Source organism: Methylobacterium sp. E-041, from assembly GCF_022829665.1.
GTDB lineage: Bacteria > Pseudomonadota > Alphaproteobacteria > Rhizobiales > Beijerinckiaceae > Methylobacterium.
The window spans coordinates 136464-160575 of record NZ_JAKSYQ010000292.1 but is presented as its reverse complement, the minus strand read 5'-3'; the positions used below and the strand labels follow the sequence as shown (position 1 = coordinate 160575).

General features: G+C 70.3%; 21 protein-coding genes. 3 read left to right on the top strand and 18 right to left on the bottom strand.

The features are described 5' to 3' along the window. Positions 1-27: 27 nt before the first annotated feature. From MKK70_RS27725 to dapB, 7 genes are all read right to left on the bottom strand, one after another. Positions 28-423, bottom strand: coding sequence for a DUF86 domain-containing protein (locus tag MKK70_RS27725; RefSeq protein ID WP_243951160.1), 396 nt, complete (start codon positions 421-423; stop codon positions 28-30). Continuing rightward, a complete protein-coding gene (locus MKK70_RS27720) occupies positions 380-676 on the bottom strand; it encodes a nucleotidyltransferase family protein (RefSeq protein WP_147858569.1) in 297 nt (98 codons plus the stop codon). Before MKK70_RS27720 ends, MKK70_RS27725 begins: the two co-directional genes overlap by 44 nt. Before the next feature lie 41 nt (positions 677-717). After that, entirely contained in the window at positions 718-1860 is a 1143-nt protein-coding gene (locus tag MKK70_RS27715; RefSeq protein ID WP_147725025.1) for a YihY/virulence factor BrkB family protein, read from the bottom strand. Positions 1861-1970: 110 nt separating this feature from the next. Then, the gene (locus MKK70_RS27710) at positions 1971-2930 is read right to left on the bottom strand and encodes a hypothetical protein (RefSeq protein WP_243951158.1); all 960 of its coding nucleotides are present in this window, start codon (positions 2928-2930) and stop codon (positions 1971-1973) included. A gap of 183 nt (positions 2931-3113) precedes the next feature. After that, on the bottom strand, positions 3114-3761 hold the full coding sequence (locus MKK70_RS27705) for an alpha-ketoglutarate-dependent dioxygenase AlkB (protein ID WP_147725021.1): 648 nt from the start codon (positions 3759-3761) through the stop codon (positions 3114-3116). Positions 3762-3771: 10 nt separating this feature from the next. Beyond that, positions 3772-4407, bottom strand: a complete 636-nt coding sequence (locus MKK70_RS27700; protein WP_147725019.1) for a 2,3-bisphosphoglycerate-dependent phosphoglycerate mutase — start codon at positions 4405-4407, stop codon at positions 3772-3774. Between the two features lie 121 nt (positions 4408-4528). Beyond that, the gene (gene dapB / locus MKK70_RS27695) at positions 4529-5326 is read right to left on the bottom strand and encodes a 4-hydroxy-tetrahydrodipicolinate reductase (RefSeq protein ID WP_243951156.1); all 798 of its coding nucleotides are present in this window, start codon (positions 5324-5326) and stop codon (positions 4529-4531) included. A gap of 195 nt (positions 5327-5521) precedes the next feature. Here dapB and ybaL point away from each other — a divergent pair, with 195 nt between their 5' ends. Continuing rightward, positions 5522-7375 (top strand): YbaL family putative K(+) efflux transporter, encoded by a 1854-nt coding sequence (gene ybaL, locus MKK70_RS27690; RefSeq protein ID WP_243951154.1) that lies wholly within the window; start codon positions 5522-5524, stop codon positions 7373-7375. 17 nt (positions 7376-7392) lie between these two features. Here ybaL and MKK70_RS27685 read toward each other — a convergent pair whose 3' ends face one another. The 4 genes from MKK70_RS27685 to MKK70_RS27670 form a co-directional block, all read right to left on the bottom strand. Continuing rightward, complete coding sequence (locus tag MKK70_RS27685; protein WP_243951152.1) at positions 7393-8889, bottom strand: UdgX family uracil-DNA binding protein; 1497 nt, start codon at positions 8887-8889, stop codon at positions 7393-7395. Positions 8890-8981: 92 nt separating this feature from the next. Next, the gene (locus MKK70_RS27680) at positions 8982-10193 is read right to left on the bottom strand and encodes a putative DNA modification/repair radical SAM protein (protein WP_243951151.1); all 1212 of its coding nucleotides are present in this window, start codon (positions 10191-10193) and stop codon (positions 8982-8984) included. Positions 10194-10305: 112 nt separating this feature from the next. After that, positions 10306-10737, bottom strand: a complete 432-nt coding sequence (locus MKK70_RS27675) for an OsmC family protein (protein ID WP_147725009.1) — start codon at positions 10735-10737, stop codon at positions 10306-10308. A 95-nt stretch (positions 10738-10832) separates the two neighbouring features. Next, positions 10833-11423: a regulatory protein RecX gene (locus MKK70_RS27670; protein ID WP_243951149.1), complete on the bottom strand. Its 591-nt coding sequence runs from the start codon at positions 11421-11423 to the stop codon at positions 10833-10835. A 107-nt stretch (positions 11424-11530) separates the two neighbouring features. Here MKK70_RS27670 and MKK70_RS27665 point away from each other — a divergent pair, with 107 nt between their 5' ends. After that, the gene (locus MKK70_RS27665) at positions 11531-12937 is read left to right on the top strand and encodes a TAXI family TRAP transporter solute-binding subunit (RefSeq protein ID WP_147725005.1); all 1407 of its coding nucleotides are present in this window, start codon (positions 11531-11533) and stop codon (positions 12935-12937) included. Positions 12938-12961: 24 nt separating this feature from the next. Here the strand turns inward: MKK70_RS27665 and MKK70_RS27660 are convergent, their stop codons facing one another. Next, the gene (locus MKK70_RS27660; protein WP_409568333.1) at positions 12962-15742 is read right to left on the bottom strand and encodes a PAS domain-containing protein; all 2781 of its coding nucleotides are present in this window, start codon (positions 15740-15742) and stop codon (positions 12962-12964) included. Positions 15743-15896: 154 nt separating this feature from the next. Continuing rightward, on the bottom strand, positions 15897-17330 hold the full coding sequence (locus tag MKK70_RS27655; RefSeq protein ID WP_147841226.1) for an FAD-linked oxidase C-terminal domain-containing protein: 1434 nt from the start codon (positions 17328-17330) through the stop codon (positions 15897-15899). A 306-nt stretch (positions 17331-17636) separates the two neighbouring features. Between MKK70_RS27655 and MKK70_RS27650 the strand changes: the two genes are divergently transcribed. Next, entirely contained in the window at positions 17637-17999 is a 363-nt protein-coding gene (locus MKK70_RS27650) for a c-type cytochrome (protein WP_147725000.1), read from the top strand. 114 nt (positions 18000-18113) lie between these two features. Here MKK70_RS27650 and MKK70_RS27645 read toward each other — a convergent pair whose 3' ends face one another. The 5 genes from MKK70_RS27645 to MKK70_RS27625 form a co-directional block, all read right to left on the bottom strand. Next, positions 18114-18617: a MarR family winged helix-turn-helix transcriptional regulator gene (locus tag MKK70_RS27645; RefSeq protein ID WP_147724998.1), complete on the bottom strand. Its 504-nt coding sequence runs from the start codon at positions 18615-18617 to the stop codon at positions 18114-18116. A gap of 159 nt (positions 18618-18776) precedes the next feature. Continuing rightward, positions 18777-19919 (bottom strand): dimethylmenaquinone methyltransferase, encoded by a 1143-nt coding sequence (locus tag MKK70_RS27640; RefSeq protein WP_243951147.1) that lies wholly within the window; start codon positions 19917-19919, stop codon positions 18777-18779. A gap of 76 nt (positions 19920-19995) precedes the next feature. Further along, complete coding sequence (locus MKK70_RS27635; protein ID WP_279603822.1) at positions 19996-21153, bottom strand: ABC transporter permease; 1158 nt, start codon at positions 21151-21153, stop codon at positions 19996-19998. Beyond that, positions 21153-22169, bottom strand: coding sequence for an ABC transporter permease (locus tag MKK70_RS27630; RefSeq protein WP_243951146.1), 1017 nt, complete (start codon positions 22167-22169; stop codon positions 21153-21155). The genes MKK70_RS27635 and MKK70_RS27630 overlap by 1 nt, the downstream gene beginning before the upstream one ends. Beyond that, on the bottom strand, positions 22166-24022 hold the full coding sequence (locus tag MKK70_RS27625) for an ABC transporter substrate-binding protein (RefSeq protein WP_243951144.1): 1857 nt from the start codon (positions 24020-24022) through the stop codon (positions 22166-22168). The genes MKK70_RS27630 and MKK70_RS27625 overlap by 4 nt, the downstream gene beginning before the upstream one ends. Positions 24023-24112 lie beyond the last annotated feature (90 nt).

Here is a 24112-nt window from a genome sequence, read left to right as displayed (position 1 = left end):
CGCTCGTAGCTGGAACGGAGCGGCGCGTCATCCGGACGTGCCTGGTGCGTCGGCACGCTGAAGCTCCGCCACGCACATGGCCAGCAGTTCGGGCAGACGCTCCTGCACGGTCCGCCAGATCTGGAGCGGCGACACGTTCGCATATTCGTGCCGGTAGATATTCCCGGCGCTTGAAACCTGCTGCCAGGGGATATGCGGATGCCGGTCTTTCGTCGCTGTATCGACGCGCCGACTGGCTTCCGAAATAATCTCGAGACAGCGGGTCACAGCATAGATGGTCCGTCGATCCTGCTCGAATTCCGCAGCGCCCATTCCACCAATGAAGTCGAAGGCGGCCTCGACGTTCTCACGAATGCCGAGGCATGCCTCGCGGCCACGCCTAGAAAGCATGGACGGCCTCTCGTTCTGCTTCAGGCTTGACATGCGCCTTGAGCATTTTGCGATTGGACACGTCCACGGATATCGGAAACAGGTCGCCGATGAAGTGAATCACCCCGACATAATCGAAGACATCGCGCACGGCGGCCTCGTCGATCTCGATCATCACGTCGAGGTCGCTGCCTGCATGGTTTTCTCCCCGCGCGACCGAGCCGAACACCGCGGCATGCCGCACGCCGAGGCGTTGCAGCTCCGGCTCATGCGCACGCAGGATATCGATGGCGGCGTCGCGATCCATGGACCGACCCTACTGCGGATCCGACCTTCGCGGAACGCGCCTCAGGTCGCAGCCCCCACCGTATCCGCCATCTTCGCCCGCCGCGTGCCGAGCGGCTGCGGCGCCCCGACCGTGGTGTCGTGGACGGTCTGATGCTCCATCTCGGCATTCACCTCCGCGCCGAGCAGCACGATCACCGTCGAGATCCAGATCCAGGTCATGAACCCGATCACGGCGCCGAGCGAGCCGTAGGTGTCGTTGTACTTGCCGAAGTTCGCCACGTACCACGAGAAGCCGAGGGAGCCGGCGAGCCAGGCGAAGGCGGCAATCGCGCTGCCCCACGTCACCCAGCGCCAGCGCGGCGCGTCGCGGCAGGGGCCGTAGCGGTAGAGCAGGGCGAGGCCGCCGAGGACGGCGACGAACAGGGCGGGCCAGCGCAGCAGCGCCAGGTACCACGCGTCCGCCGACAGGCCGACCGTGTTGAACACCACCGGCAACACCACGATCGCCCCGAGCGCCAGGATGATGAACAGCAGCGCGCCCGCGGTGAAGGCGAGGGACCGCAGGTTCAGCCAGACGAAGTTTCGCGTCTCGCGCTCCTCGTAGACGATGTTGAGCGCGTCGAAGACCGCCTTCATGCCGCCGTTGGCGCTCCAGACCGAGAGCAGGATGCCGGTGAAAAACGTGACGCCGAGGGTCGTGTCGCCCTTGGCCGCGATGCGCTTGACCTGCTCGCCGACGATGTCAATCGCGCCGGAGGGCATCACCCCCTGGAGGCTGGCGAGGTGGTCGTTGATCGTGGCGACGTCGGCGAAGAGGCCGTAGCAGGACACCAGCGCCGCCACGGCCGGGAAGATCGCGAGCAGCACGTAGAAGGTGACGCCGGCCGCGACCGAGACCAGGCGATTCTCCTTCAGGTCGCGGAACACGCGCAGCCCGACATCCTTCCAGCCGCTTTTGGGTATCTCGGAGGGGGTGCTCGCCTGCCGGCCGCGGTCCGACTCGGTTTGCGCCACCGCCCGGGCGTCGCCGCCGGAATGCGAGGGCGAGGGCGCGCGGGGACCGTCCGGGGCCGGCGCGGGCCGGTCTCCGCCGCGCCGATACGGTAGCGCGGCGATGCCGACGAGGGTGGCGGCGAGCGCCAGCGTCCACACGGCGGAATGGCGCTCGTCCAGTCCGTCTGCGCTATGGTTTCGGTCGGTCATCAATGGTCCCGTCGCGATGGCCGTCTACGAGACGGCGCGTCGCGACGACAACCGGTGGTCGCAAGGAGTGGTTTCCTCGGACGACGGGCGAATTCTCAGGCTGCCCCGTGCTATTTCACCTGAACACTGTCCACGACCTCGCGAAATTTGGCGAGCGTGCCCTCGCGCTGGTCCTCGCGCACCACCCCGAGGGCGCGGAGATAGCCGTCCGGCGCGAAGCGGATCGTCTGGGAGACGACGACCGGCGTGTTCGTCGGCATGTCGGTGGCGCGCGCCACGATCTCGTGCCAATCGGTTCCGTTCGAGCGGTAGCTCTGCGAGCGCTCGATCACGAAATCCTTCATGGTCTGGTTGGAGTACAGCGCGGCCTTGGCGAAGCCGTCGCGCTGCTCGGCCGTCGGCGGCTGCTGCACCGCCTGAGCCAGAACCAGGATCGGCTGCTCAAGGTTGCTCATCTGGTCCTTCGGCCCCTGCGTCAGCAGCACCGAGTTGCCGGCGAGCACGCGCAGCGGGCGGAACCCCGCCGGATCGGCGATGCGGAAGGGCAGCGCGTCGACCTGCTGCGCCAGCGTCAGCGCCGGCCGGATCGTCACGCCGGTGACGAGGCTGCGCATGGTCTTCTCGGTCTCGGCATCGGGCAGCGCCTGCCCGATGATCAGGCCGGTGACGGTCGGATCGCCGACGAGCAGCAGCCACTTGCGGACCGTCGGCGTGGCGCTGCCCGGTTCGCCCGGCTGCGAGCCGGTGAACAGCATGCCGTCGGCCTCGCCGATCTTCACCGGCTCGCGGGTCTCGACGGCGAAGCCCTGGTTCTTCAGGTTGGCGTCGGTGAAGGTCTGCACGAGGTCGGCGAAGGCAGTCGCCGGCAGCTCGACCACCGAGAGCGTCGCCCCGCCCTCCTTGCGCTCGAAGCCGGAGAAGCGGCGCGAGGGCGACATGTCGGAGGGCGGCTCGAACCCGAAGCGCGAGCCCGCGGGATAGACCGGCTCGGCGGTCGACGCCGGCCCCGCATCGAAGCCGAGCACCAGGGCGAGCAGCGCGAGGGCGGACAGACGGGGGCGCAGGCGCATCGAACCAGGATCTCCACAATCCGGAACGGCGCCGGACCGGATGCGATGCGTCGGCCCGCGGCCGGGTCCTGTCAAGCGGACGCGTTCACGCGTCTGCCCGGATGCCGGACCTGCGGGCCTTGGCGCGAACTTCGAACCAGTCGCCTGTCTGCATGAGTCCGCATCAACCAGGGCCCTTCGCGTTCAAGGCGCCCTCGTCACCCGCCGCAAGGTCAGGTTGCAGCGGCCGCCCGGGGGCAGGAAGGGCGGGTCCGGGTCTTCCGCCACCGACAGCAGGTCGCCGCCCGCGACGATGCGGTCGACGCCGTGGTGGATGAGGCGGGAGGGGCCGCCGATCACCAGGGCGTCGCCGGCCGTCAGGCGGATCGAGCGGGTCGGGTCGGAGCGCTTCGGGCCGCCGTAGCGGAACACCGCCGCCGCGCCCAGCGACAGGGACACGACCGGGGCCGTCAGGTCGTCCTCGTCGCGGTCCTGGTGCAGGCCCATGCGGGCGCCCGTCGCGTAGAGGTTGATCAGGCAGGCCTCGGGCGGGCGGGGATGATCGGCGAGCGCGTCCCAGGCGGCGCGTGCGGTCGCGGGCATCGCCGGCCAGGGGTCGCCGGTCTCGGGATGATCCGGCTGGTAGCGGTATCCGGCGACGTCCGAGACCCAGCCGAGCGGGCCGGCATTCGACATCCGCACCGAGAACGGTTTTCCCGTGCGCGGCATCCGCGGCGTGAACGGCGGCGCGGCCGCCAGCACGGTCGCGATCTCGTCGGAGAGGCGCCGCCGGGCGGCCGCATCGAGCCAGCCGGGATGGTGGATCAGGCCCGGCGCGAGTTCGACCGCCACGCGCTGCGCGTCACGCGTCGTCGATGTCGCGTTCCAGCACCGTCTTCGAGGCGACGGTGGTGTCGGCCTTGAGGCGGTAGACGAGCGGCACGCCGGTGGCGATCTCCAGGCCGGCGATGGTCGTGGTGTTGAGCCGGTCGAGCACCATCACCAGGGCGCGGAGCGAGTTGCCGTGGGCGGCCACGAGCACCCGATCGCCGGCCATCACGCGGGGCAGGATCGTCTCGATATAGTAGGGCAGCACCCGGGCGGCGGTGTCCTTCAGGCTCTCGCCGCCGGGCGGCGGGATATCGTAGGAGCGGCGCCACTGGTGCACCTGCTCGGCCCCCCAGCGCGCCTTGGCGTCTTCCTTGTTGAGGCCGGACAGGTCGCCGTAATCGCGCTCGTTCAACGCCTCCGAGCGGATCGTCTCGATCTCGGACAGGCCCATCTCCCCGAGCATCAGCTTGCAGGTCCGCTGCGCCCGCCCGAGGTTCGAGGTGAACGCCACGTCGAAGCCGTAGCCCTCGCTCTTCAGCCAGCGCCCGGCCTTGTGCGCCTCGTCGACGCCGCGCTCGGTGAGGTCCGGGTTGCGCCAGCCGGTGAAGAGGTTCTTGAGGTTCCACTCGCTCTGGCCGTGGCGAGCGAGGACGAGCAAGCGGTCCATCGGGGTCCGGTCTTTCTGGGGAGGCGCCCGATTGGGCAGGTCGCTGCGGCTCCTACCAGAGCCGGGCCGAGGCCCCAAGCGCGGGCCGGCCACCCGCGCCCGTCCGTGGTCGAGCGTAGCCTTACAGGCCGAGCACGTCTGTCATGCTGTAGAGGCCCGGCGGCTTCGGATGCGCCCAGAGCGCCGCCTTCACCGCTCCGGCCGCGAACAGGCTGCGATCTTCGGCGTGGTGCGAGAGGGTGATGCGCTCGCCGGCGCCGGCGAACATCACCGAATGATCGCCGACGACGCTGCCGCCGCGCAGCGTCGCGAAGCCGATGTCGCCGGCCCGGCGCGCGCCGGTATGGCCGTCCCGGGTCGAGACGCGGACGTCGGCGAGGTCGACGCCGCGGCCTGCCGCGGCGGCCTCCCCGAGCAGCAGGGCGGTGCCGGAGGGCGCGTCCACCTTCATGCGGTGGTGCATCTCGGCGATCTCGATGTCGAATTCCGGCCCCAGGGCGGCGGCGACCCGCTGCACCAGGGCGGCGAGCAGGTTGACCCCGAGCGACATGTTGCCGGAGCGCACGATGCGAGCGTGGTAGGCGGCGGCCCGGAGCTTGGCGAGGTCGTCCTCCGACAGGCCGGTGGTGCCGACCACGTGGACGATGCGGGCCTGCGCCGCGAGCTCGGCGAACTGCACCGTCGCCGCCGGGACGGTGAAATCGAGCACGCCGTCGCTGGCCGCGAACGCCGTCAGCGGGTCGTCGGTGACGGGCACGCCGAGCGGGTGGAGGCCGGCGAGCGTCCCGGCATCGTGGCCGATCGCGTCCGAGTCTTCGCGCTCGATCGCGGCCGAGAGCGTGCAGCCCTCGGCTTCCGCCACCGCGCGGATCAGCATTCGCCCCATGCGCCCGTCGGCGCCCACCACCACCAGCCGCATCGTCTTCGCCGTCCTTCGATCCGAGGATCACGGGTATAGGCTCGGTGCCGGCCTGCCAACCCGCACCTGCCGACCCGAACGTGCCCGTGCGCCGGAACACCCCCGGGTGCCATCGCGTACGGAATTCGATGCGCGATTCCGCTAGGTTGTTCAGGAACGCCCGTCCCGACGCCGACGCCAGGAGACCACCGACCCGTGCCGCATGCGACCGAGCTGATCGCCATCATCGCCCTGGGCCTCGTGATCGCCTTCGTGTTCGGCATGCTGGCGCAACGCCTGCGGCTGCCGCCGCTGGTCGGCTACCTCGTGGCCGGCATCGCCATCGGGCCGTTCACGCCGGGCTTCGTCGGCGACCAGAAGCTCGCCGGCCAGCTCGCCGAGATCGGCGTCATCCTGCTGATGTTCGGCGTCGGCCTGCACTTCTCGATCAAGGACCTGATGGCGGTGCGCACGATCGCGCTGCCCGGCGCCGTGGTGCAGATCGCGGTGGCGACCGCGATGGGCGGCGGCCTGGCGCTCGCCTGGGGGTGGGGCCTCGGCGCCGGCTTGGTGTTCGGCCTCGCGCTGGCGGTGGCGAGCACGGTGGTGCTGCTGCGGGCGCTGGAGGAGCGCAACCTGCTCGACAGCGACAAGGGCCGCATCGCGGTCGGCTGGCTCATCGTCGAGGATCTCGCGATGGTCCTCGCCTTGGTGCTGCTGCCGGCGCTGGCGCCCTCGCTCGGCGGGAGCGCCGGTACCGGCGACCATGCCACGGGCAACACCCTCGCGCAGGCGCTCTCCGGCTATCTCGGCGACAGCATCTGGCTCACCCTCGGGCTGACGCTCGCCAAGGTCGGCGTCTTCACCACCCTGATGCTGGTCGCAGGCCGCCGCATGGTGCCGTGGCTGCTCGACCAGGCGGCCCGCACGGGATCGCGCGAGCTGTTCACCCTCGCCGTGCTCGCGCTCGCGCTCGGCATCGCCTTCGGCTCGGCGGAGCTGTTCGGCGTGTCCTTCGCTCTCGGCGCCTTCTTCGCCGGCATGGTGCTCGCCGAGTCCGACCTGAGCCATCAGGCCGCAGCCGATTCCCTGCCGCTGCAGGACGCGTTCGCGGTGCTGTTCTTCGTCTCGGTCGGCATGCTGTTCGACCCCGGCATCCTCGTGCGCGAGCCGCTCTCGGTGCTGGCGGTGCTCGGCGTGATCCTGCTCGGCAAGTCGATCGCCGCGGTGGCGATCGTGCTGGCGTTCAAGCATCCGGTCGGCACCGCGCTCACCATCGCCGCGAGCCTGGCGCAGATCGGCGAGTTCTCCTTCATCCTCGTCGGGCTCGGCCTGTCGCTGAAGCTGCTGCCGGAGGAGGGGCGCGACCTCATCCTCGGCGGGGCGCTGCTGTCGATCACGCTGAACCCGTTGTTCTTCGTGCTCGCCGCGCGGGTGGAGCGCTACCTCGCCGACAGGCCCGACTTCGCGCGCCGGTTCGAGCGCCACGGCGCCGATGCGATCGCCGTCGCCGAGCCCGCTAAGCCCCATCGCGGCCACGCGATCATCGTCGGCTACGGCCGGGTCGGCAGCGGGATCGGCAAGGCGCTCGACGCCTGGGACCTGCCCTTCGTCGTGGTCGATCGCGACCGCCGGCGGGTGCTCGACCTGCGCGCCTCGGGCCTGGAGGTGGTGTTCGGCGATGCGCTGGCGCCGGGCATCCTCGCCGCCGCCGACATCGCGCAGGCCCGCCTCCTGGTGATCGCGACGCCGGATTCGCACCATGCGCGCCGGCTGGTCGAGATCGCCCGGGAGGCGAACCCGCGGATCGACACCCTGATCCGCACCCACAGCGACGCCGAGCGCCGCCGGATGGAGGAGGAGAAGGTCGGGCTGGTGCTGATGGCTGAGCGCGAGCTCGCCTTCGGCATGACCTTCTATGCCCTGCGCAGCCTCGGCCTGACCGAGGGTGAGGCCCGCCTCTTCGTCGATGCGAGCCGCGCCGACAGCCGCGCCGAGGCGCCGACGGAGGCCGAGATCGACCCATCGCCGGAACTCCGGCCGCACAAGGAGGAGCCGGCGGCGGGGTGAGCGCCGGCCGCGTCGTCCTAGGCCGTCAGCGCGCGCCCCAATTCCGCGACCCGACGCAGGTCGTCGACGAAGGTCGCGTAGGCCTCCTCCTTCGCCTCGTCCGGCAGGCGCAGCAGGTAGGAGGGGTGGACGGTGATGAAGCCCTGGAAGCGGTCGTCGAGGCGCTCGAACCGGAACGGGCCGCGGGCACGGGTGATCGGGATCTGCTTGCCCGTCAGCGCCAGCACGGCGGTCGCGCCGAGCGCGACGACGAGCTTCGGGGCGACGAAGTCCAGCTCGCGATCGAGCCACCAGCGGTAGTGGCTGACCTCGCCCGCGGTCGGCTTCTGGTGAATGCGGCGCTTGCCGCGCTCCTCGAACTTGAAGTGCTTGACGGCGTTCGTGAGGTAGCTCGCCGCTCGGTCGAGACCCGCTTCCGCCATCGCCCGCGACAGCAGCTGGCCGGCGGGCCCGACGAAGGGGCGGCCCTGCCGGTCCTCCTGGTCGCCCGGCTGCTCGCCGACGAAGGCGATGGTCGAGCCGATGCGGCCCTCGCCGAGCACGGCCTGCGTCGCGCCCGGCACCAGCGGCTCGGAACGCTTGATGATCGCGTTCAGCGCCTCGAGGGTCTTCGGCGCCTGGTCGGACATCGCCGCCACCGCCTTGGCCGGATCGCGCTTGATCGTCATCTGGGGGGCCCTTTCGATCATCTGCGTGGTTCGGGTCGCGGCCGCGCGGACGAGGCCGGGGATGGCGGCGGTCTCCGGCATGTTGTGCCAGTACTTCTTCGGCATCTCCGCCCGCATCGCCTTGAGATTGGTACGGGCCGGGTTGAACGTGCTCTCGTAATAGTCCCGCCAGCCGGCCTCGAAGCCATCGCCCTCCGGCAGCTGCGCCTTGTCGCCCGGCGGTCCGAAGGTCAGCGCCGTGCGGTCCCAATGCGCCGAGCCGTCCGGCGTCAGGATCGTCCAATCCATGGCGCGGAACCGGTCGACGAAGAACGGAGCCGCGGCCTCAAGGATGTGGTTGTCCGGCTCGAACCACGCGACGAAGCGTTCGCCCGTATCGGTTTCGATACGGCGAAAGCGCAGGAACGCGTGCATCTTGTGCAGGTCGCGGGCGATCGCCTTGCGCATCCCGTTGAGGCGGTGGACCAGCGGGTCGCTCGCCACCTCCGGCAGGTGGCGCTCGCCGCGGAGTACGCGCCAGACCAGGGTGTGGAGCAGCGCGTAGCGCTCGGGATCGCGGTGGGGCACCACCATCGGGATCAGCCCGGCCACGGGCTTCGGCAGCGCGACCGGGGGCGCGTCGGGCTCGTCGCTGGCGGACGTGCCGAACAAGCCGGGCGCATCGCCCGCCGACCACGTGACGCGATCGGGCGGAACCCCATCGGCGACCAGCCGGCGCAGGGCGGTGCGGAAGCCATCGAGATCGGCACCGGGGCGCAGGTGGATCGTGCGATGCGCGCTGTCTGTCCCTCCCCCCTCTGCGGGGGAAGGTGGCCCGCGCAGCGGGTCGGGAGAGGGGAGCGGCATTTCCGGATACGGCGCTCCCCTCTCCCGACCCTCGCTAACGCGAGGCTCACCCTCCCCCGCACAGGGGGGAGGGGAGTGGCGCCGCGCATCCATCAGAACAGGCTCAGCTGCTGCGCCGGCTCCACCAGACGGCTGCGCAGATCGAGCCGATCGGTGAGCCCACCCGGCGTGTAGTCGGCCGCGATCAGGAACGGGCGGGCGCGCTTCAGTGCCGAGGACAGCCGCGCCACGTCGTCGAGGCGCAGGCGCGTGTGGCGGCGCGCGCGGATGATCTTGTCGACCGCCCGCGCCCCGAGGCCGGGGACGCGCAGCAGCATCTCGCGGTCGCCGGTGTTCACGTCCACGGGGAAGCGGTGGCGGTTCTTCAGTGCCCAGGCGAGCTTTGGGTCGATGTCGAGGGAGAACATCCCGTCGTCGGCCGCATCGGCGACGTCGTCGGCGGAGAAGTCGTAGTACCGTATCAGCCAGTCGGCCTGGTAGAGCCGATGCTCGCGCTGGAGCGGCGGCGCCTTCAGCGGAAGGATGCCGGAGCCTTCCGGGATCGGGCTGAAGGCCGAGTAGTACACTCGCTTGAGCCCGACGCTGCCGTAGAGATGCGCGCTCTTGCGGATCAGCGCCTCGTCGGTGGTCGCGTCGGCCCCGACGATCACCTGCGTCGACTGCCCGGCCGGCGAGAAGCGCCGCCGCTCGGCCTTGGCCTCGACGATGCGCTCGGCCACCTGCGCTATCGCCCCGAGGATCGTCGCACCGTCCTTCTCGGGGGCGAGCTTCTGCAGGCTCGCCTCGGTCGGCAGCTCGACGTTGATCGAGAGGCGGTCGGCGTAGAGGCCGGCTTCCTCGATCAGCCATGGGCTCGCCTCGGGAATCGACTTGAGGTGGATGTAGCCGCGGAACCCGTGGTCGCGCCGCAGCGACTTCGCCACCCGCGTCAGCAGCTCCATCGTGTAGTCGGGCGACTTGATGATGCCGGAGGAGAGGAACAACCCTTCGATGTAGTTGCGCTTGTAGAACTCCACCGTGAGCGTCACGACATCCTGCACCGAGAAGCGTGCCCGCTCGACGTTCGAGGAGCGGCGATTGATGCAGTAGGCGCAATCGAACAGGCAGTAGTTCGTCAGCAGGATCTTCAGCAGCGAGATGCAACGCCCGTCCGGAGTGTAGGCGTGGCAGATCCCCGATCCGGTGGTCGAGCCGAGCTCGTCCTTGCCGGCCTTGCGCTTCGGCGCGCCGGACGACGAGCACGAGGCGTCGTACTTGGCGGCATCGGCGAGGATGCGCAGTTTCTTGGCGAGCGTTTCATCCATCGAACAAACAATGAACCCGGGGAGCGTGAATACAAGGCGTCGGCCGGCGTTGCCCCCGGGCGGCGATGCCGCACCCCGCCTGCCTTTCGCGGGGCGCGGCTCCGAAGACCGATCAGCCCTGCTTGAGGGTGGCCTTCAGGGTGATCTCGCAGTCCAGAACCTTCGAGATCGGGCAGCCGATCTCGGCGGCATGCGCCAGCGCGTCGAACTTGGCCTGGTCGATGCCCGGGATCGCCGCGGTCAGCGTCAGCGCGGACTTCGTCACCTTGAAGCCGGCACCGTCCTTCTCGAGCGTCACGACCGCCTCGGTGGTCATCTCGGTCGCGGCCAGCCCGGCTTCCTGCAGCTGGAACGCCAGCGCCATGGTGAAGCAGCCGGAATGCGCCGCCGCGATCAGCTCTTCCGGATTGGTCCCGGGCTTGTCCTCGAAGCGCGTGTTGAAGCCGTAGGGCTGCTGCGAGAGCACGCCGGACTGGGTCGTGATCGTGCCCTTGCCGTCCTTGCCGTTGCCCTGCCAGACAGCGTGCGCCTTGCGGTTGATCATCGAAGCTCTCCAGGGTTCGCGGTGCCGCGCACGACCGTGCGCGACGTCACCGTCGATGACCGGCCAAGTGGCGCAGGCTCCGGCGAGTTCCAGGCTCAGGCCCCGTCGGGCACCTCCTCGGCGTCGACGGTGCGGCGCGCGAGATCGTAGCCGAAGCCGGCCCGCGCCAGCGCCGCCAGATCCCGGTCGCGGTGGAGAGCGCGGATGTCCGGGCGGCGGAACGGCCCGAGCCGCCGCCGCTTGGCGTAGGCGAAGGCGGCCTTCTCCTCGATCGCCGCCGAATCCGCCTCGGGCACGGCCTCGCGCTCGGCCTCCATCGCGGTCTCGACCGCATCGCGCGACAGGCCCTTGGCCCACAGCTTGGCCGAGGCGCCGCGGGAAGAGGTGCCGCGCCGGCGCAAAGTCGCGAGCCGCGCAGTCGCGAAGCGCGCGTCGTCGACCAGCCCGGCGGAGACCGCCCGCGCCACCGTCGCCTCGATCATCTCGAAGAAGGCGCTCGCCTCCTCGCCGCGGGCCCGGGCGCGCTTCTCGACCCGCCGCCGCAGCGTCCGGCGCAGCATCTCCACCGAGGCGCTGTAGCACTCGAGGTAGTGCAACGCCGCCCGCTCGAGATAGGCGGCCGTGACGGGCGGCGCGGGCCTTGCACCGCGGGCCGCACCGGAGTCTGCAACGGTTGCGCGTTTCACGGGTTCTTCACGATCCGGACAGGTTTCGGTTTCATGGATCAGCCATGGAACCCAGGCAACGCGGCAGGATCGGTCATGGTCTCCTCCCCGCAGCATCGGCCATCCTGTTGAGACGCGAGTGGCTCCTCGTGCTGCTCGCTCTCGGGCTCGCCGCCACCGCGGCGGCGGTGGTCTACCTGTCCCGTCCGACCACGCTGACCGTAGCGGTCGGGCCGCAGGACGGCCCCGAGGCCGCGCTGATGGAGGCCTACGCCAACGCCCTGTCCCGCGCCCGCGAGGACGTACGCCTGAAGGTGGTGCGCTACGCCGACGTGCGCGACAGCGCGGCCGCGCTCCAGGCCAACAAGGCCGACCTCGCGGTGGTGCGGCCGGACGTGCTGCTGCCCGAGAACGGCCTGACGCTCGCCATCCTGCACGACGAGGCCCTGATCGTCGCCGCCTCGGAGGCCGGCGAGATCGATGATTTTCCCGACCTTGCACGCCGGCGCCTCGGCATCGTCGTGCGCCACAGCGCCGACATCCCGTTCATCACCAACCTGCTGACCTTCTACGACTTCGTCCCCGCCGCCGCCGACATCCCGGACGGCGAGGAAGCCCCGCCGGGGCAGGTCGTGCTGGTTCCGCTCAAGCCATCCGAGGTCACCGCCGCGATCGCCGAGAAGCGGGTCGACGCGGTGGCGATCATCGCCAGCCCGACCTCGAAGGCCGCGGGCGCCATGGTCCACGCCGTCGAGATCGGCCTTCCCGACAAGAAGGTCGGCCTCGTCTCGGTGCCCGACGGCGACGCGATCCTGCAGCGCTATCCCGAGCTGCAATCCGTCACGATCCCGGCCGGAACCTTCGGCGGGCGCCCGAAGCGTCCGGCCGAGGAGGTCAAGACCGTCGGCGCCTCGTATCGCCTGATGGCGCGGGGCACCGTGAGCCGGGTCGCCGTCGCCTCCGCGACGCAGCACCTGTTCGAGTGGCGCTCGCGCCTCGCGGCGGCCGCGCCGATCGTCAGGCTGATGAAGGCGCCCGACTTCGACACCACGGTCGCCGCCACCTCGGCGCGCCTGCCCAACCACCCCGGCGCGGTGGACTACTTCGAGCGCGAGCAGCAGACGTTCCTTGACCGATACGAGGACTACATCTACCTGCTCGCCTTCTTCGGCGGAACGATCGGCTCCGCCGTCGCCTGGCTCGGCCAGCGCCTCGCCCGCAAGCGGCGCGAGCGGGTCGACATCGTGCTCGACCGCCTGCTCGACGTGATGCGCGAGGTCCGGGCCGCGCCGACGATGGCCGAACTCGACGCCCTGGCGATCGAGGTGGACGATCTCGTCGCCGACGTGGTGCGCTACGCCCGCGAGCGCTCGATCGACGCGCGCACGGTCAGCGCCCTGATCCTGGCGGTGGACGGGGTCCACGCGGCGATCAACGACGGCCGACGCGGGCTTTCCGCCGGGGCCGAGCATCGCCCCGGCGGCCGCACGCGGGCCGCCCGGTCGCTCGCCCTCAACCTCTCGGCCGCCGAATAGGCGAGCCCGGGACGCGGCGTCGCCCTATCCCTCGATGATCTCGCGGATGCGGCTGGCCAGCACCTCGACCGGGAACGGCTTGGTGATCATCTGCATGCCCGGGTCGAGGCCGCCGTTGCCGAAGATCGCGTTCTCGGCATAGCCGGTGATGAAGAGGATCTTCAGCCCGGGCCGCACCAGCCGGGCGCGGTCGGCGAGCTGGCGCCCGTTGAGGCCGGGCAGGCCGACGTCGCTGACCATCAGGTCGATCCGCGCACGCGATTCCGCGATGCGCAGGCCGGCCGGCCCGTCGGCGGCCTCGAGGGCGTGGTAGCCGAGCTCGCCCAGCACCTCGACGATGAGGTCGCGCACCACCGGGTCGTCCTCGACGACGAGCACCGTCTCGCCGCGCTCGGCGCGCAGGGCCGTGGCGATCCCGGGACCGGTGCCCTCGGCCGCCGCCTCGCCGCGGTAGCGCGGCAGGTAGATCTTGATCGTCGTGCCCGATCCCAGCTCGGAGTAGATCTTGGCGTGCCCCTCCGACTGCTTGGCGAAGCCGTAGATCATCGACAGGCCGAGGCCGGTGCCCTGGCCCAGCGGCTTCGTGGTGAAGAACGGGTCGAAGGCCTTGGCGGCCACGTCCGCGCTCATGCCGGTGCCGGTATCGGTCACGCAGACGCAGATGTACTGGCCCGGTTCCACCTCCGGATGCAGCCGCGCGTAGGCCCGATCGAGGTGGGTGTTGCAGGTCTCGATCACGAGGCGGCCGCCGTCCGGCATCGCGTCCCGGGCGTTGATCGCGAGGTTGAGCAGCGCGTTCTCGAGCTGGTGCGGGTCGCAGAGCGTGAGCCACAGGCCGCCGGCGGTGACGATCTCCAGGTTGACCTGCTCCGTCAGCGTCCGGCGCAGCATGTCCTCCATGCCGGCGATCAGACCGTTGGCGTCGGTGGGCTTCGGCTCCAGCGGCTGGCGGCGGGCGAAGGCCAGTAGGCGGTGGGTCAACGCGGCGGCGCGGTTGGCCGAGGACAAAGCCGCGGTGGCGTACTTCTCGATCTGCTCGGTCCGGCCCTGCTTGATCCGGGTCTGCATCAGGTCGAGCGAGCCGACGATGCCGGTGAGCAGGTTGTTGAAGTCGTGGGCGATGCCGCCGGTGAGCTGGCCGACCGCCTCCATCTTCTGCGCTTGGCGCAGCAGCTCCTCGACCGCACGCTGCTCGGTGATGTCGCGGCCGACGATGTAGAACAGGTCGCCTTCCGGCACCGCGTTCCAGGAGATGGTGAGGCGTTCGCCGTCTTTCCGGATGACGTGGTCGACGAAGCCGTCGACGGTCTCGCCGCGGGCGAGCTGCGCGACGACCTCGGCGGTCTCGGCATGGTCGGCGGTGTCGATGATCGTCGCGAACGGCTCGCCGAGGAGTTCCTCGCGGCTCCAGCCGAGCACCCGCGTCCAGGCCGGGTTGACCGCCTTGAGGTAGCCGTCGAGCCCGGCCGTGCCCATCAGGTCGGTTGTGGTCTCCCAGAGCCGGTTGCGCTCGCGGGTGCGGGATTCGACCTCCCGCGTCAGCGCTGCCTCGATCCGCGTCCGGTCGGTGATGTCCTGCACGAAGGCGTAGAAGCCGTCGACGGCGCCGTCGCCATCCCGCCGCGGGATGTAGCGGATGTCCGCGACGCGCTCGCGCCCGTCGGGATGCGGCCACTCCATCTCGAAGCGGACATCCTCCCCGCCGAGCGCCGCGGCGAAGGCCGGCTCACGCCGCGCGAAGCCGTCCTCGTCCACGAGGTCGCGGACGGTACGGCCGATCACTTCGGAAAGCGGGCGCGAGAACCACGTCTCGTAGGCGGCGTTCGCGAAGCGGTAGGTCAGCGTCGGATCGATGAAGGCGATCAGGCTCGGGAGCGCGTCGGCCACCAGGCGAAGCTCGCGCGCAGCCGCGCGGACCGCGTCCTCGGCGTCGCGACGCTCGGTGATGTCGAAGGTCACGCCCGGGAACTGAACGGGGCGGCCGTCCGCATCGAGCACGCACTGCCCTTGCGCCGCGACCCAGCGCACGCCGTCCGGCTGGACGAGCCGGTACTCGGCCGCGAAGTCGCCGCCCGTCCGCATCGCCGCCGCGATCCGCTCCTGCACGGCGGGCAGGTCGTCGGGATGGATGCCGCCGAAGAACTCGGCGATCGGCGCGCCGGCAACGGCCCGGTCGGGATCGACGCCGTAGAGGCGGGCGAAGCGGGCATCCGCGGTGACGCGGTCGGCCGCGACGTCCCAGTCCCAGGTGCCGATGCCGTCGCCGGCCGACAGCGCGAGGTCGAGCCGGCTGCGGCTGTCCTCGCGGTCCTTTTCCGCCAGGATCTGCGCCGTGGTCTCCCGCGTGATGCAGATCATGCCTGCGACCGCGCCGTCGTCGTGGTGGACCGGCGAGTACGAGAAGGTCCACCAGGTCCGCTCGGGCTGCCCGCGGCGGTGCATCGTCAGCGGCAGGTCGCGCACCGACACGCCTTCGCCCGCGAGCGCCCGGGCGCAGAGCGGCCCGATCTCCGGCCACAGGTCCGCCCACAGCTCCGGAAACCGCACGCCGAGCGCACGGGAGACGCGATCGCCCAGCACCTCGCGATAGGCGTCGTTGAAGAAGCTGACGAGGTCCGGCCCCCAGGCCAGGAACATCGGCACCGGGCAGGCGAGCATCGTCGCGAGCGTGGTGCGGAGCGCCACCGGCCATTCCGCCAGCGGGCCGAGCACCGAGCCGGACCAATCCTTCATCAGGATCTCGCGGCCGGTCTCGCCGCCCTCGGCGAGGAAGCGGAACTTCGGGTCCTCGATGCCGATCGTCACCGGGTCGGTCTCGGCACGGTCCGGTCGCGATCCGGACGTCGGCCGAGGCGGCGTTCCTGGCGGGCGGTGGCTGTCGAAACGTCGGTCCGGAACATCGCAGGAGGGATGTCGGCAAGTCCGATGGGTGTCAACGCGGGTCCGGCGGGTCCTGCTCTCAGGCGGCGACCCGCCCTTCGAGCGGGAAAACCTTCGCCGGGTTCATCAGCCAGTGCGGGTCGAAGACGTTGCGCACTCGCATCTGCTGCTCCAGGTCGGCCTGCGTGTACTGAAAGCGCATCAGCTCGCGCTTCTCGATGCCGACGCCGTGCTCGCCGGTCAGGCATCCGCCGACCTCGACGCAGAGCTTGAGGATCTCGTCGCCCGCGGTCTCGGCCTTCTGCAGCTCGCCGGGCTTGTTGATGTCGAACAGGATCAGCGGGTGCAGGTTGCCGTCGCCGGCATGGAACACGTTGGCGACGCGAAGCCCCTGCGCCTTGCAGATCGCGCCGATGCGCTCCAGCACCACGGAGAGCTGCCCGGTCGGGATCGTGCCGTCCATGCAGATGTAGTCGGAGATGCGCCCCGTGGCGCCGAAGGCCGACTTGCGGCCCTTCCAGATCGCGGCGGATTCGGCCTCCGACTTCGAGACCCGGATGCTCGTCGGGCGGAAATCCTGCGCGATCGCCGCGATGCGGGCGAGCATCGCCTCGCACTCGGTGTCCGAGCCCTCGACCTCGATGATCAGCATCGCCTCGGCGTCGCGCGGGTAGCCGGCCTGCGCGAAATCCTCGGTGATCAGGATCGCCTCGCGGTCCATGTACTCGATCGCAACCGGGATGATGCCGGCGGCGATGATCGCCGCGGTGCAGGCGCCGGCATCCTCGACCGACGAGAAGCCGACGAGCGCCGGGCGCGCGCCCTCGGCGGCGCGCAGGATCCGGACGGTCGCCTCGGTGACGATGCCGAGCTGCCCCTCCGAGCCGCAGATCAGCCCGAGCAGGTCGTAGCCGCCGGCATCGAGATGGTCGCCGCCGATCTCGACCACGGTGCCGTCGTTCATCACCAGCGTCACGCCCATCAGGTTGTTGGTGGTGACGCCGTACTTGAGGCAGTGCGCCCCGCCGGAATTCATCGCGATGTTGCCGGCGATGGTGCAGGCAAGCTGGCTCGACGGGTCGGGCGCGTAGAAGAAGCCCTCGTGGCCGACCGCGCCCGAGATCGCTAGGTTGGTGATCCCGCTCTGGACGCGGGCGATGCGGTTCTCGAAATCGAGGGCGAGCACCTGGGTCATCTTCCCCACGCCGAGGATGATCGCATCCTCCTGCGCGATGGCGCCGCCGGCCAGCGACGTGCCGGCGCCGCGCGGCACCACGCGGACGCCGTGGGCGTGGCAATAGGCCATCACCGCGGAGACCTCGGCGGTGGTGGAGGGCAGGACCACCGCCAGCGGCATCTTGCGGTAGGCGGTGAGCCCGTCGGTCTCGAAGGCGCGGCGCTCGTCCTCCGTGGTCACCAGGGCCTCGGGGCCGACCAGCGGCCGCAGGCCGGCGACGATCGCGTCGCGGCGGGCGACGACGCCGGCATCGGGCTCGGGGAAGCGGATGGACATGGCGAAACCTCCGGATTTCGTCGATCCGATCGTCACCGCGTCAGGCCCTTCAGCCGCCGCTCAGGAGCGTGGGCCTAGACGGGTTCCGCGGCGGTGCGGGGACCGTTTGGAGATCAGTCTATCGCACTCCCGGCGGGTCCGCACCGTCGGGCGAAGGGGCGGCTCGAAGGCGACTGAGAGGCTACTGCAACGTTTGGTCGCACCGGCACATCGGCGTGAACGGCGTTTGCACCTTCGACCTGTTCCAATCGACCAAGCTCTGCCATAAGCCTGACGGCCATAGCCGTCATAATGGAGGAAATCCCGATGCGTCATGTCATCCTCGGCGCCGCCCTTGCCCTGCTCTTGCCGATCGCCGCTCAGGCGGAAGGCGATGCGGCCGCCGGCGAGAAGGCGTTCGCACCTTGCAAGTCCTGCCACAACTTCGAGAAGAACGGCGTCGGCCCGAACCTCAAGGGCATCGTCGGCGAGAAGGCCGGCGAGGGCCGCGACGGCTACGCCTTCTCCGCGGCGCTGAAGAACTCGGGCATCACCTGGGACGAGGCGAACCTCAAGGAGTGGCTGGTCGACCCGAAGAAGAAGGTCCCCGGCACCAAGATGGTCTTCCCGGGCATCAAGGACGAGAAGAAGGTCGAGGACATCATCGCCTACCTCAAGTCCAAGACCTGAGCGTTCGACGACCCGGCCATTCAGGTCAGGCCGAAGGCCGTTCCCGCTCACGCGGGGACGGCTTTTTTTCTTTGCGGTCGCCGAGTTTCGCAGGAGTCGACATTGCCGGCCCGATCAGGCGTCGGTGCCGTCGTGCAGGCCGGTGCGGAGGGTGACGAGATGGTCGAGCAGGGCGCGGCGCCCCTCGACGTCGAGGCCGGTCATGCCGCCGGCCTGATCGGGAATGCAGGCCAGCGGCTTGCGCAGGGCCCGGCCGGAATCGGTCAGGAAGATGCTGACCTGGCGCTCGTCCGCACGGTCGCGGGCGCGCCGGACCCGGCCCGACGCCTCGAGCCGCTTCAGCAACGGCGTGAGCGTCCCGGAATCGAGGAACAGCCGCGTCCCGATCTCCTTCACCGACAACCCTTCCTCCTCCCACAGGACGAGAAGCACGAGGTATTGCGGGTAGGTGAGGTCGTGCTGGCCCAGCAGCGTGCGATAGGCGCGGCCGAAGGCATGCGCCGCGGCGTAGACGGCGAAGCAAAGCTGGTTGTCGAGGCGCTGCGAGTCCGCGGACGCCTCCGGGACGATTGCGGGCTTCCTCGGCGCTCGCCGCTGCGAGCCTTGCCGAACGGACATGGGCTTTTCGACTCCGGTTGACGACGCTGGTCAAATCCCAGCACGAATTCGGTCAGGCGTAGGCACAGATCTGACGCAGTATCTCGGTCGGGCAATATCTTAGCCAGCACGGAGCGATTGCACAATCTATGCGATCATCCTGCGGCCTTTCGAGACGGACTACCCTTTCCAATCCTTAAGCGCGGCGAAGGGGCTGCCCGAGCGATCCGGCGGCGGCGGATTGAGAATCGGCTCGACCTGGGCGATCGCGTCGGCGAGCGAGAAGGCCGAGCCGGCGGGCAGCTTGCCGCCGGCGGCGTCCTTGTGGCCGCCGCCGCGGAACTTGCGCGCGGCATCCAGGGCGGTCTCGTCGTTCGAGCGGAACGACAGGGAGCCCGTGCGCTGGACGTTGCACACCCGCTTGGCGCCGCCGCGATCCATGATCAGGTCCGAGACGCGCTGGAAGGTGCCCGAATCGAGGCCGAACGAGAGCAGGGTCCCGTCCGAGAGGGGGCGGAACAGCACGTCCGAGCGCGCGAGCACGCGGGCGATCCGCATCCGCGTGGTCAGGTTGCGGTCGTCGTCGGCCTCCCCATCGAGGAGCCGATCGAGGACCTGCCGGCGCAGCGCGGCGACCCGGGTCTCGATCTCGGCGGGCGCCAGGCCTTCGTCGATCAGCCCCGAGACCGCGCGGAGCAGCGCCACGACGAAGCGGTCGTGCCAGGGGTGGCCGACCGGCACGAGGTTGCCGACGTTGTCCCAGAACACCTCGTCGAGCATCAGCCCGCCGGCGAAGGTCGGGCGCTCCTTCTTCCACAGGTCGAGGGCGTCCACGGCCTCGACCAGGGCGGTGAGATCCTCGCCGTCGCGCGTCGCGTAGAGGCTGCGGTTGGCGTGCGCCATCCGCGTGGCGCAGCAGGTCTCGTCGATCAGGACGACGACGTCCGGGTCGTCCAGCTCGAAGCGCTTCGGCGAGGCCGCCTCGTCCACCGGCTCGACCCCGTGCTGGCGCAGCTGGTCGATCGACGAGGCGTGATGGTCGAGGACGATCAGGCGGTGGCGGGCATCCTCGCCCCGCTTGCGGTTCATCGCGACGAAGCTCTTGAGGAACTTCACCGCCACCGGCTCGAGCCCGAGATCGGTCATGATCAGCGTCTCGGAGGCTTCCGCCTTCGACAGGCGCTTCAGCTCCTCCTCGACCACCGGGCCGACATCGGAGTAGCGGGGCACGTGGACGATCCGCGCGACGTCGACGTGGTTGCCGACGATCGCCACGGCGCCGTAGCCGTCGAGGTCGTGATGGGTGATCTGGGTGACGGTCACGGGGCGGTCCTCGGGAGCGATCTCGCCGCCTTATGCGGCACGGCGCGGCCCGGGGCGAGCCCTGCCGAGGCGTGCCTCAATGATACGGGTCGGCGGCGTCCCGAAGCCCGTCGCCCAGGAAGTTGAACGCCAGCACCGTCACCAGCACGGGCACCACCGGCAGCAGCAGCCAGGGGTAGAGCTGCACCGCCGAGAGGTTCTGGGCGTCGTTGAGCAGCACGCCCCAGCTCGTCACCGGCGGCCGAAGGCCGAGGCCGAGGAACGACAAGGCGGTCTCGCCCAGGATCATCGTCGGGATCGAGAGCGTCGCCGAGGCGATCAAGTGGCTCATGAAGTTCGGGATCAGGTGCCGGCCGATGACGCGGGCGGGCGAGGCGCCCATCAGCTCCGCCGCCTGCACGAAATCCTCCTCGCGCAGCGCCAGCAGCTTGCCGCGCACGGCGCGCGCGAGGCCCGGCCAATCGAGCAGCCCGAGGATGATGGTGATGCCGAAGAACACCCAGAGCGGGCTCCAGCTCGGCGGCAGCGCCGCCGACAGGGCGAGCCAGAGCGGGAGCTCGGGCAGCGAGCGCACCACCTCGATCAGCCGCTGCACCGCCGCGTCGACGAAGCCGCCGAAGTAGCCGGCGATGCCGCCGAGCAGGAGCCCGAGCGCGAACGAGATCGCGACGCCGACGAGGCCGATCACCAGCGAGACCCGCGCGCCGTAGATCGTGCGCGAGAGCAGGTCGCGGCCGAGCCGGTCGGTGCCCAGCAGATAGAGCGTCCCGCCCTCGGACGGGCAGACGAGGTGCCGGTCGCCCCGGCTGAGCCCGAGATGGGTGTAGGCTTCGCCGCGGCAGAAGAAGCGCAGCGGCTGCGGCGTGGCGGCGTCGGTGACGTAGCCGCGGCGGAAGGTCTCCATGTCGAGCTCGGCCCGGTACGGATAGACGAACGGCCCGACGAACCGCCCCTCGTGGAACAGGTGCACCGCTTGCGGCGGCGCGAACAGGTAGTCGCCGTTGCGCCTCGCCTGCTCGTAGGGGGCCAGGAACTCGACGAAGGGCACGGCGGCGTAGAGCGCCAGGAGCACGAGCGCCGAGGCGACGGCGATGCGGTGGCCGAGGAACTTCCGGAAGATCAGCCGCCAAGCCGAGGCGTAGGCCGTGCCGGAATCACGTCCGCCGCCGGCCTCCGGATCGAACGGCGCCGGGTCGACGAAGTGAGGTGCCACGGGTGCCGTCTCGGGCACCATCAGCGTGCCCCCATGCGGATGCGCGGATCGAGCCAGACCAGGATGAGGTCCGAGATCAGCATGCCGACGAGCGTCAGCAGCGCGACGAACATCAGGATGAAGCCGGCCATGAACTGGTCCTGGCTCTTCAGCGCGTCGAGCAGCAGCGGGCCGACGGTCGGCAGGCTCAGCACCAGCGAGACGAGCACCGATCCGGAGACGAGGTGCGGCAGCAGGTTGCCGATGTCGGCGACGAACGGGTTCAGCGACATCCGGAACGGATACTTGAGCAGCGCCCGCAGCGGCGGCAGGCCCTTGGCCCGCGCGGTCACGGTGTAGGGCTTCGCGAGCTCGTCGAGCAGGTTCGCCCGCATCCGCCGGATCATCGCCGCCGTGCCGCCGAGCCCGATCACGAGCGTCGGCACCGCGAGGTGGGCCAGCAGCGACTGGACCTTCGGCCAGTCCCAGGGCTTGCCGGTGAAGGATGCGTCGTAGAGGCCGCCGATCGACAGGCCGAACCAGATGTTGGCGTAGAACAGCAGGATCAGTGCCAGCAGGAACCCGGGCACGGCGAGGCCGACATAGCCAAGCACGGTGACGACCGCGTCGCCCGCGGTATGGCGATGCGTCGCCGAGTAGATCGCGATCGGGATCGCGACCAAATGGACGAAGACCAGGGCCGCGAGGTTGACCACCAGCGTCAGCCAGAGCGCATCGCCCACCACCTCGGAAACGGGGCGATCGTACTCGAACGACCAGCCCCAATCGCCCTGCAGCAGCCCGGAGAAGCCCGCCGGGCCGGGCATCAGCCCGATCCAGATCAGGTACTGCTCGTAGACCGGCCGGTCGAGGCCGTATTGCCGGATCAGCAGCTCGGCCTTGGCGACGGACACCGCCTCGCCCATGGAGCGCAGCTCCATGATCCGGTTCGTCAGGAAGTCGCCCGGCGGCAGCTTGATGATCGCGAAGACGAGGGCGGAGATCACCAGCAGCGTCACCGCCATGGTGAGGACGCGGCGCAGCACGGCGATCGTCATAGCTGGGCCTGGCGTTCGGCCGGGCGGTCCCAGAACACCTCGTCGAGGCGCTGGACGCCGATCATCGCCGTCGGCTCGAAGGCGTACAGCGCCTTGGCCGGCAGGTTTGCGAGGTGGCTCGATGCGACCACCGGCTGCAGCGCGCCCCCGACCGTGCCGATGACCCAGGTGTTCTCGGCGTGGTTCATCAGCATCTCGCGCCAGATCGCCGCCTGCCTGCCTGCGTCGTCGGTGTCGCGCCACTGGCGGTCGAGGTCGATCAGGCGGTGGACGGCCTCGACGTCGCACGCCTCGCCACTCGCCCCGTGCGTCTCGACGTGAAGGCTCCAGCGCGGCCAGGAATAATGGTCGCTCTGCGCCGGGCTCAGCTCGGTCGGCGGCATGATCGCCGTCGGCACTGCGAGGTCGAGCCCCTGCGCCGCCACCATCACCGTCATCCCGGCCACCGAGCGACGGCGCAGGTTCGTGCGTTCCTGCGGCTTGACCACGAGCTTGATCCCGACCTCGCGCCAGAACTCGCCGATCAGCAGCAGCCCGTCGAGCACCATGGAGACCTCGCCGTCGCTCTCGACGACGAGCTCGAGCAGCCGGCCGTCCGGCATCAGGCGGATGCCGGAGGGGTCGCGCCTGTCGAGGCCGGCGGCGTCGAGCAGTCTTTCGGCCGCCGCCGGTTCGTAGCCCGCATGCAGCGTGCGCATCTCGGGCGCGTAGAGCGGGCTCTCGGGGATCAGCGTGTCGTTGCCCTCGGTGCCGAGGCCGAACAGCAGGGTGTTGTTGAGGGTGCGGCGATCGATGGCGAGCGACAGCGCGTGGCGCCAGCGCACGTCGCGGTTGAGGGCGCGCCAGCCGGGATCGAGGGTCGTCAGGTTCGGGTAGAGCGCGATCTCGGAGCCGCGCGCGAGCGGCCACAGGTTGGTGCGGTAGCCGTGCGCGCGCTCGCCCTCCTTGAGGCTCGGGATGTCGGCCATCGTCAGGCCGCGGAACATCAAGTCGGCCTCGCCGGCATTGGTCTTGGCGACGAGCAGCCCGCTCGAGGCGACGTCCATGACGATGCGGTCGAGATAGGGGAGCTGCGTGCCGGCCGTGTCGACGCGGTGGTAGTAGGGGTTGCGCTCGAACACGAAGCGCGTCGCCGGCGCGCGGGTGCGGGGCCGCCACCCCTGCAGGGTCGGGGCGTCGGGATTGTTCAGCTCGTAGTTGTCGTCCATCCGGTTGTGCAGCGCCGCCCAGCCGCGGAGCTTCTGCGCCTTGGCCGCGGCCTCGGCCTTCTCGCGCCCGACGTATCGCGGATGGACCGGCTTCAGGTAATGCGCCGGGCGGTAGATCAGCGGGTCGCGCGGCGCGGCGAGGGCCGGCAGGAAGCGCGGGTTCGGCCGATCCCAGGTGAAGCGCACGGTGACCGGATCGACGATCTCGACGGTCGGCGGCTTGCCGTCGACCAGCAGGAAATCGGGCGGGCCGCCGGGGCTCAGATCCCTGTCGTTGGCGACGTCTTCCCAGTAGTAGCGGAAATCCTCCGTGGTGAAGGGCTCGCCGTCGGACCAGCGATGGCCCTTGCGCAGGGTGAAGGTGAAGCGCCCGCCCTCGACCGCGACGGCCGCCAGCACGTCGGGCTTCAACACGAGGTCCGCATCGTAGCCGACGAGGCGTGTGTAGCCGTAGACCGAGAGGTAGCGCACGTCCCGCGCCTTGGCGATCAGGGTGCGGATCGTCCCGCCGCTGGTGCCGAGCTTGCGCGCGGCGGCGGCGGGATCGACGACGAGCGGGGTTTCGGGCGGCCCTGTCCGAGGGGTATCCGCGCGGGCGAAACGCGGAGCGGCGAAAACCGTCGAGGCAGTCGCGACGCCGATCAACAATGCACGGCGCGAAATCCCGGCATCCGATGTGCGCGCCGCCTCGGCGCGCGTCTCCCTCCCCCCCTTGCGGGAAAGGGTACCTTGCGC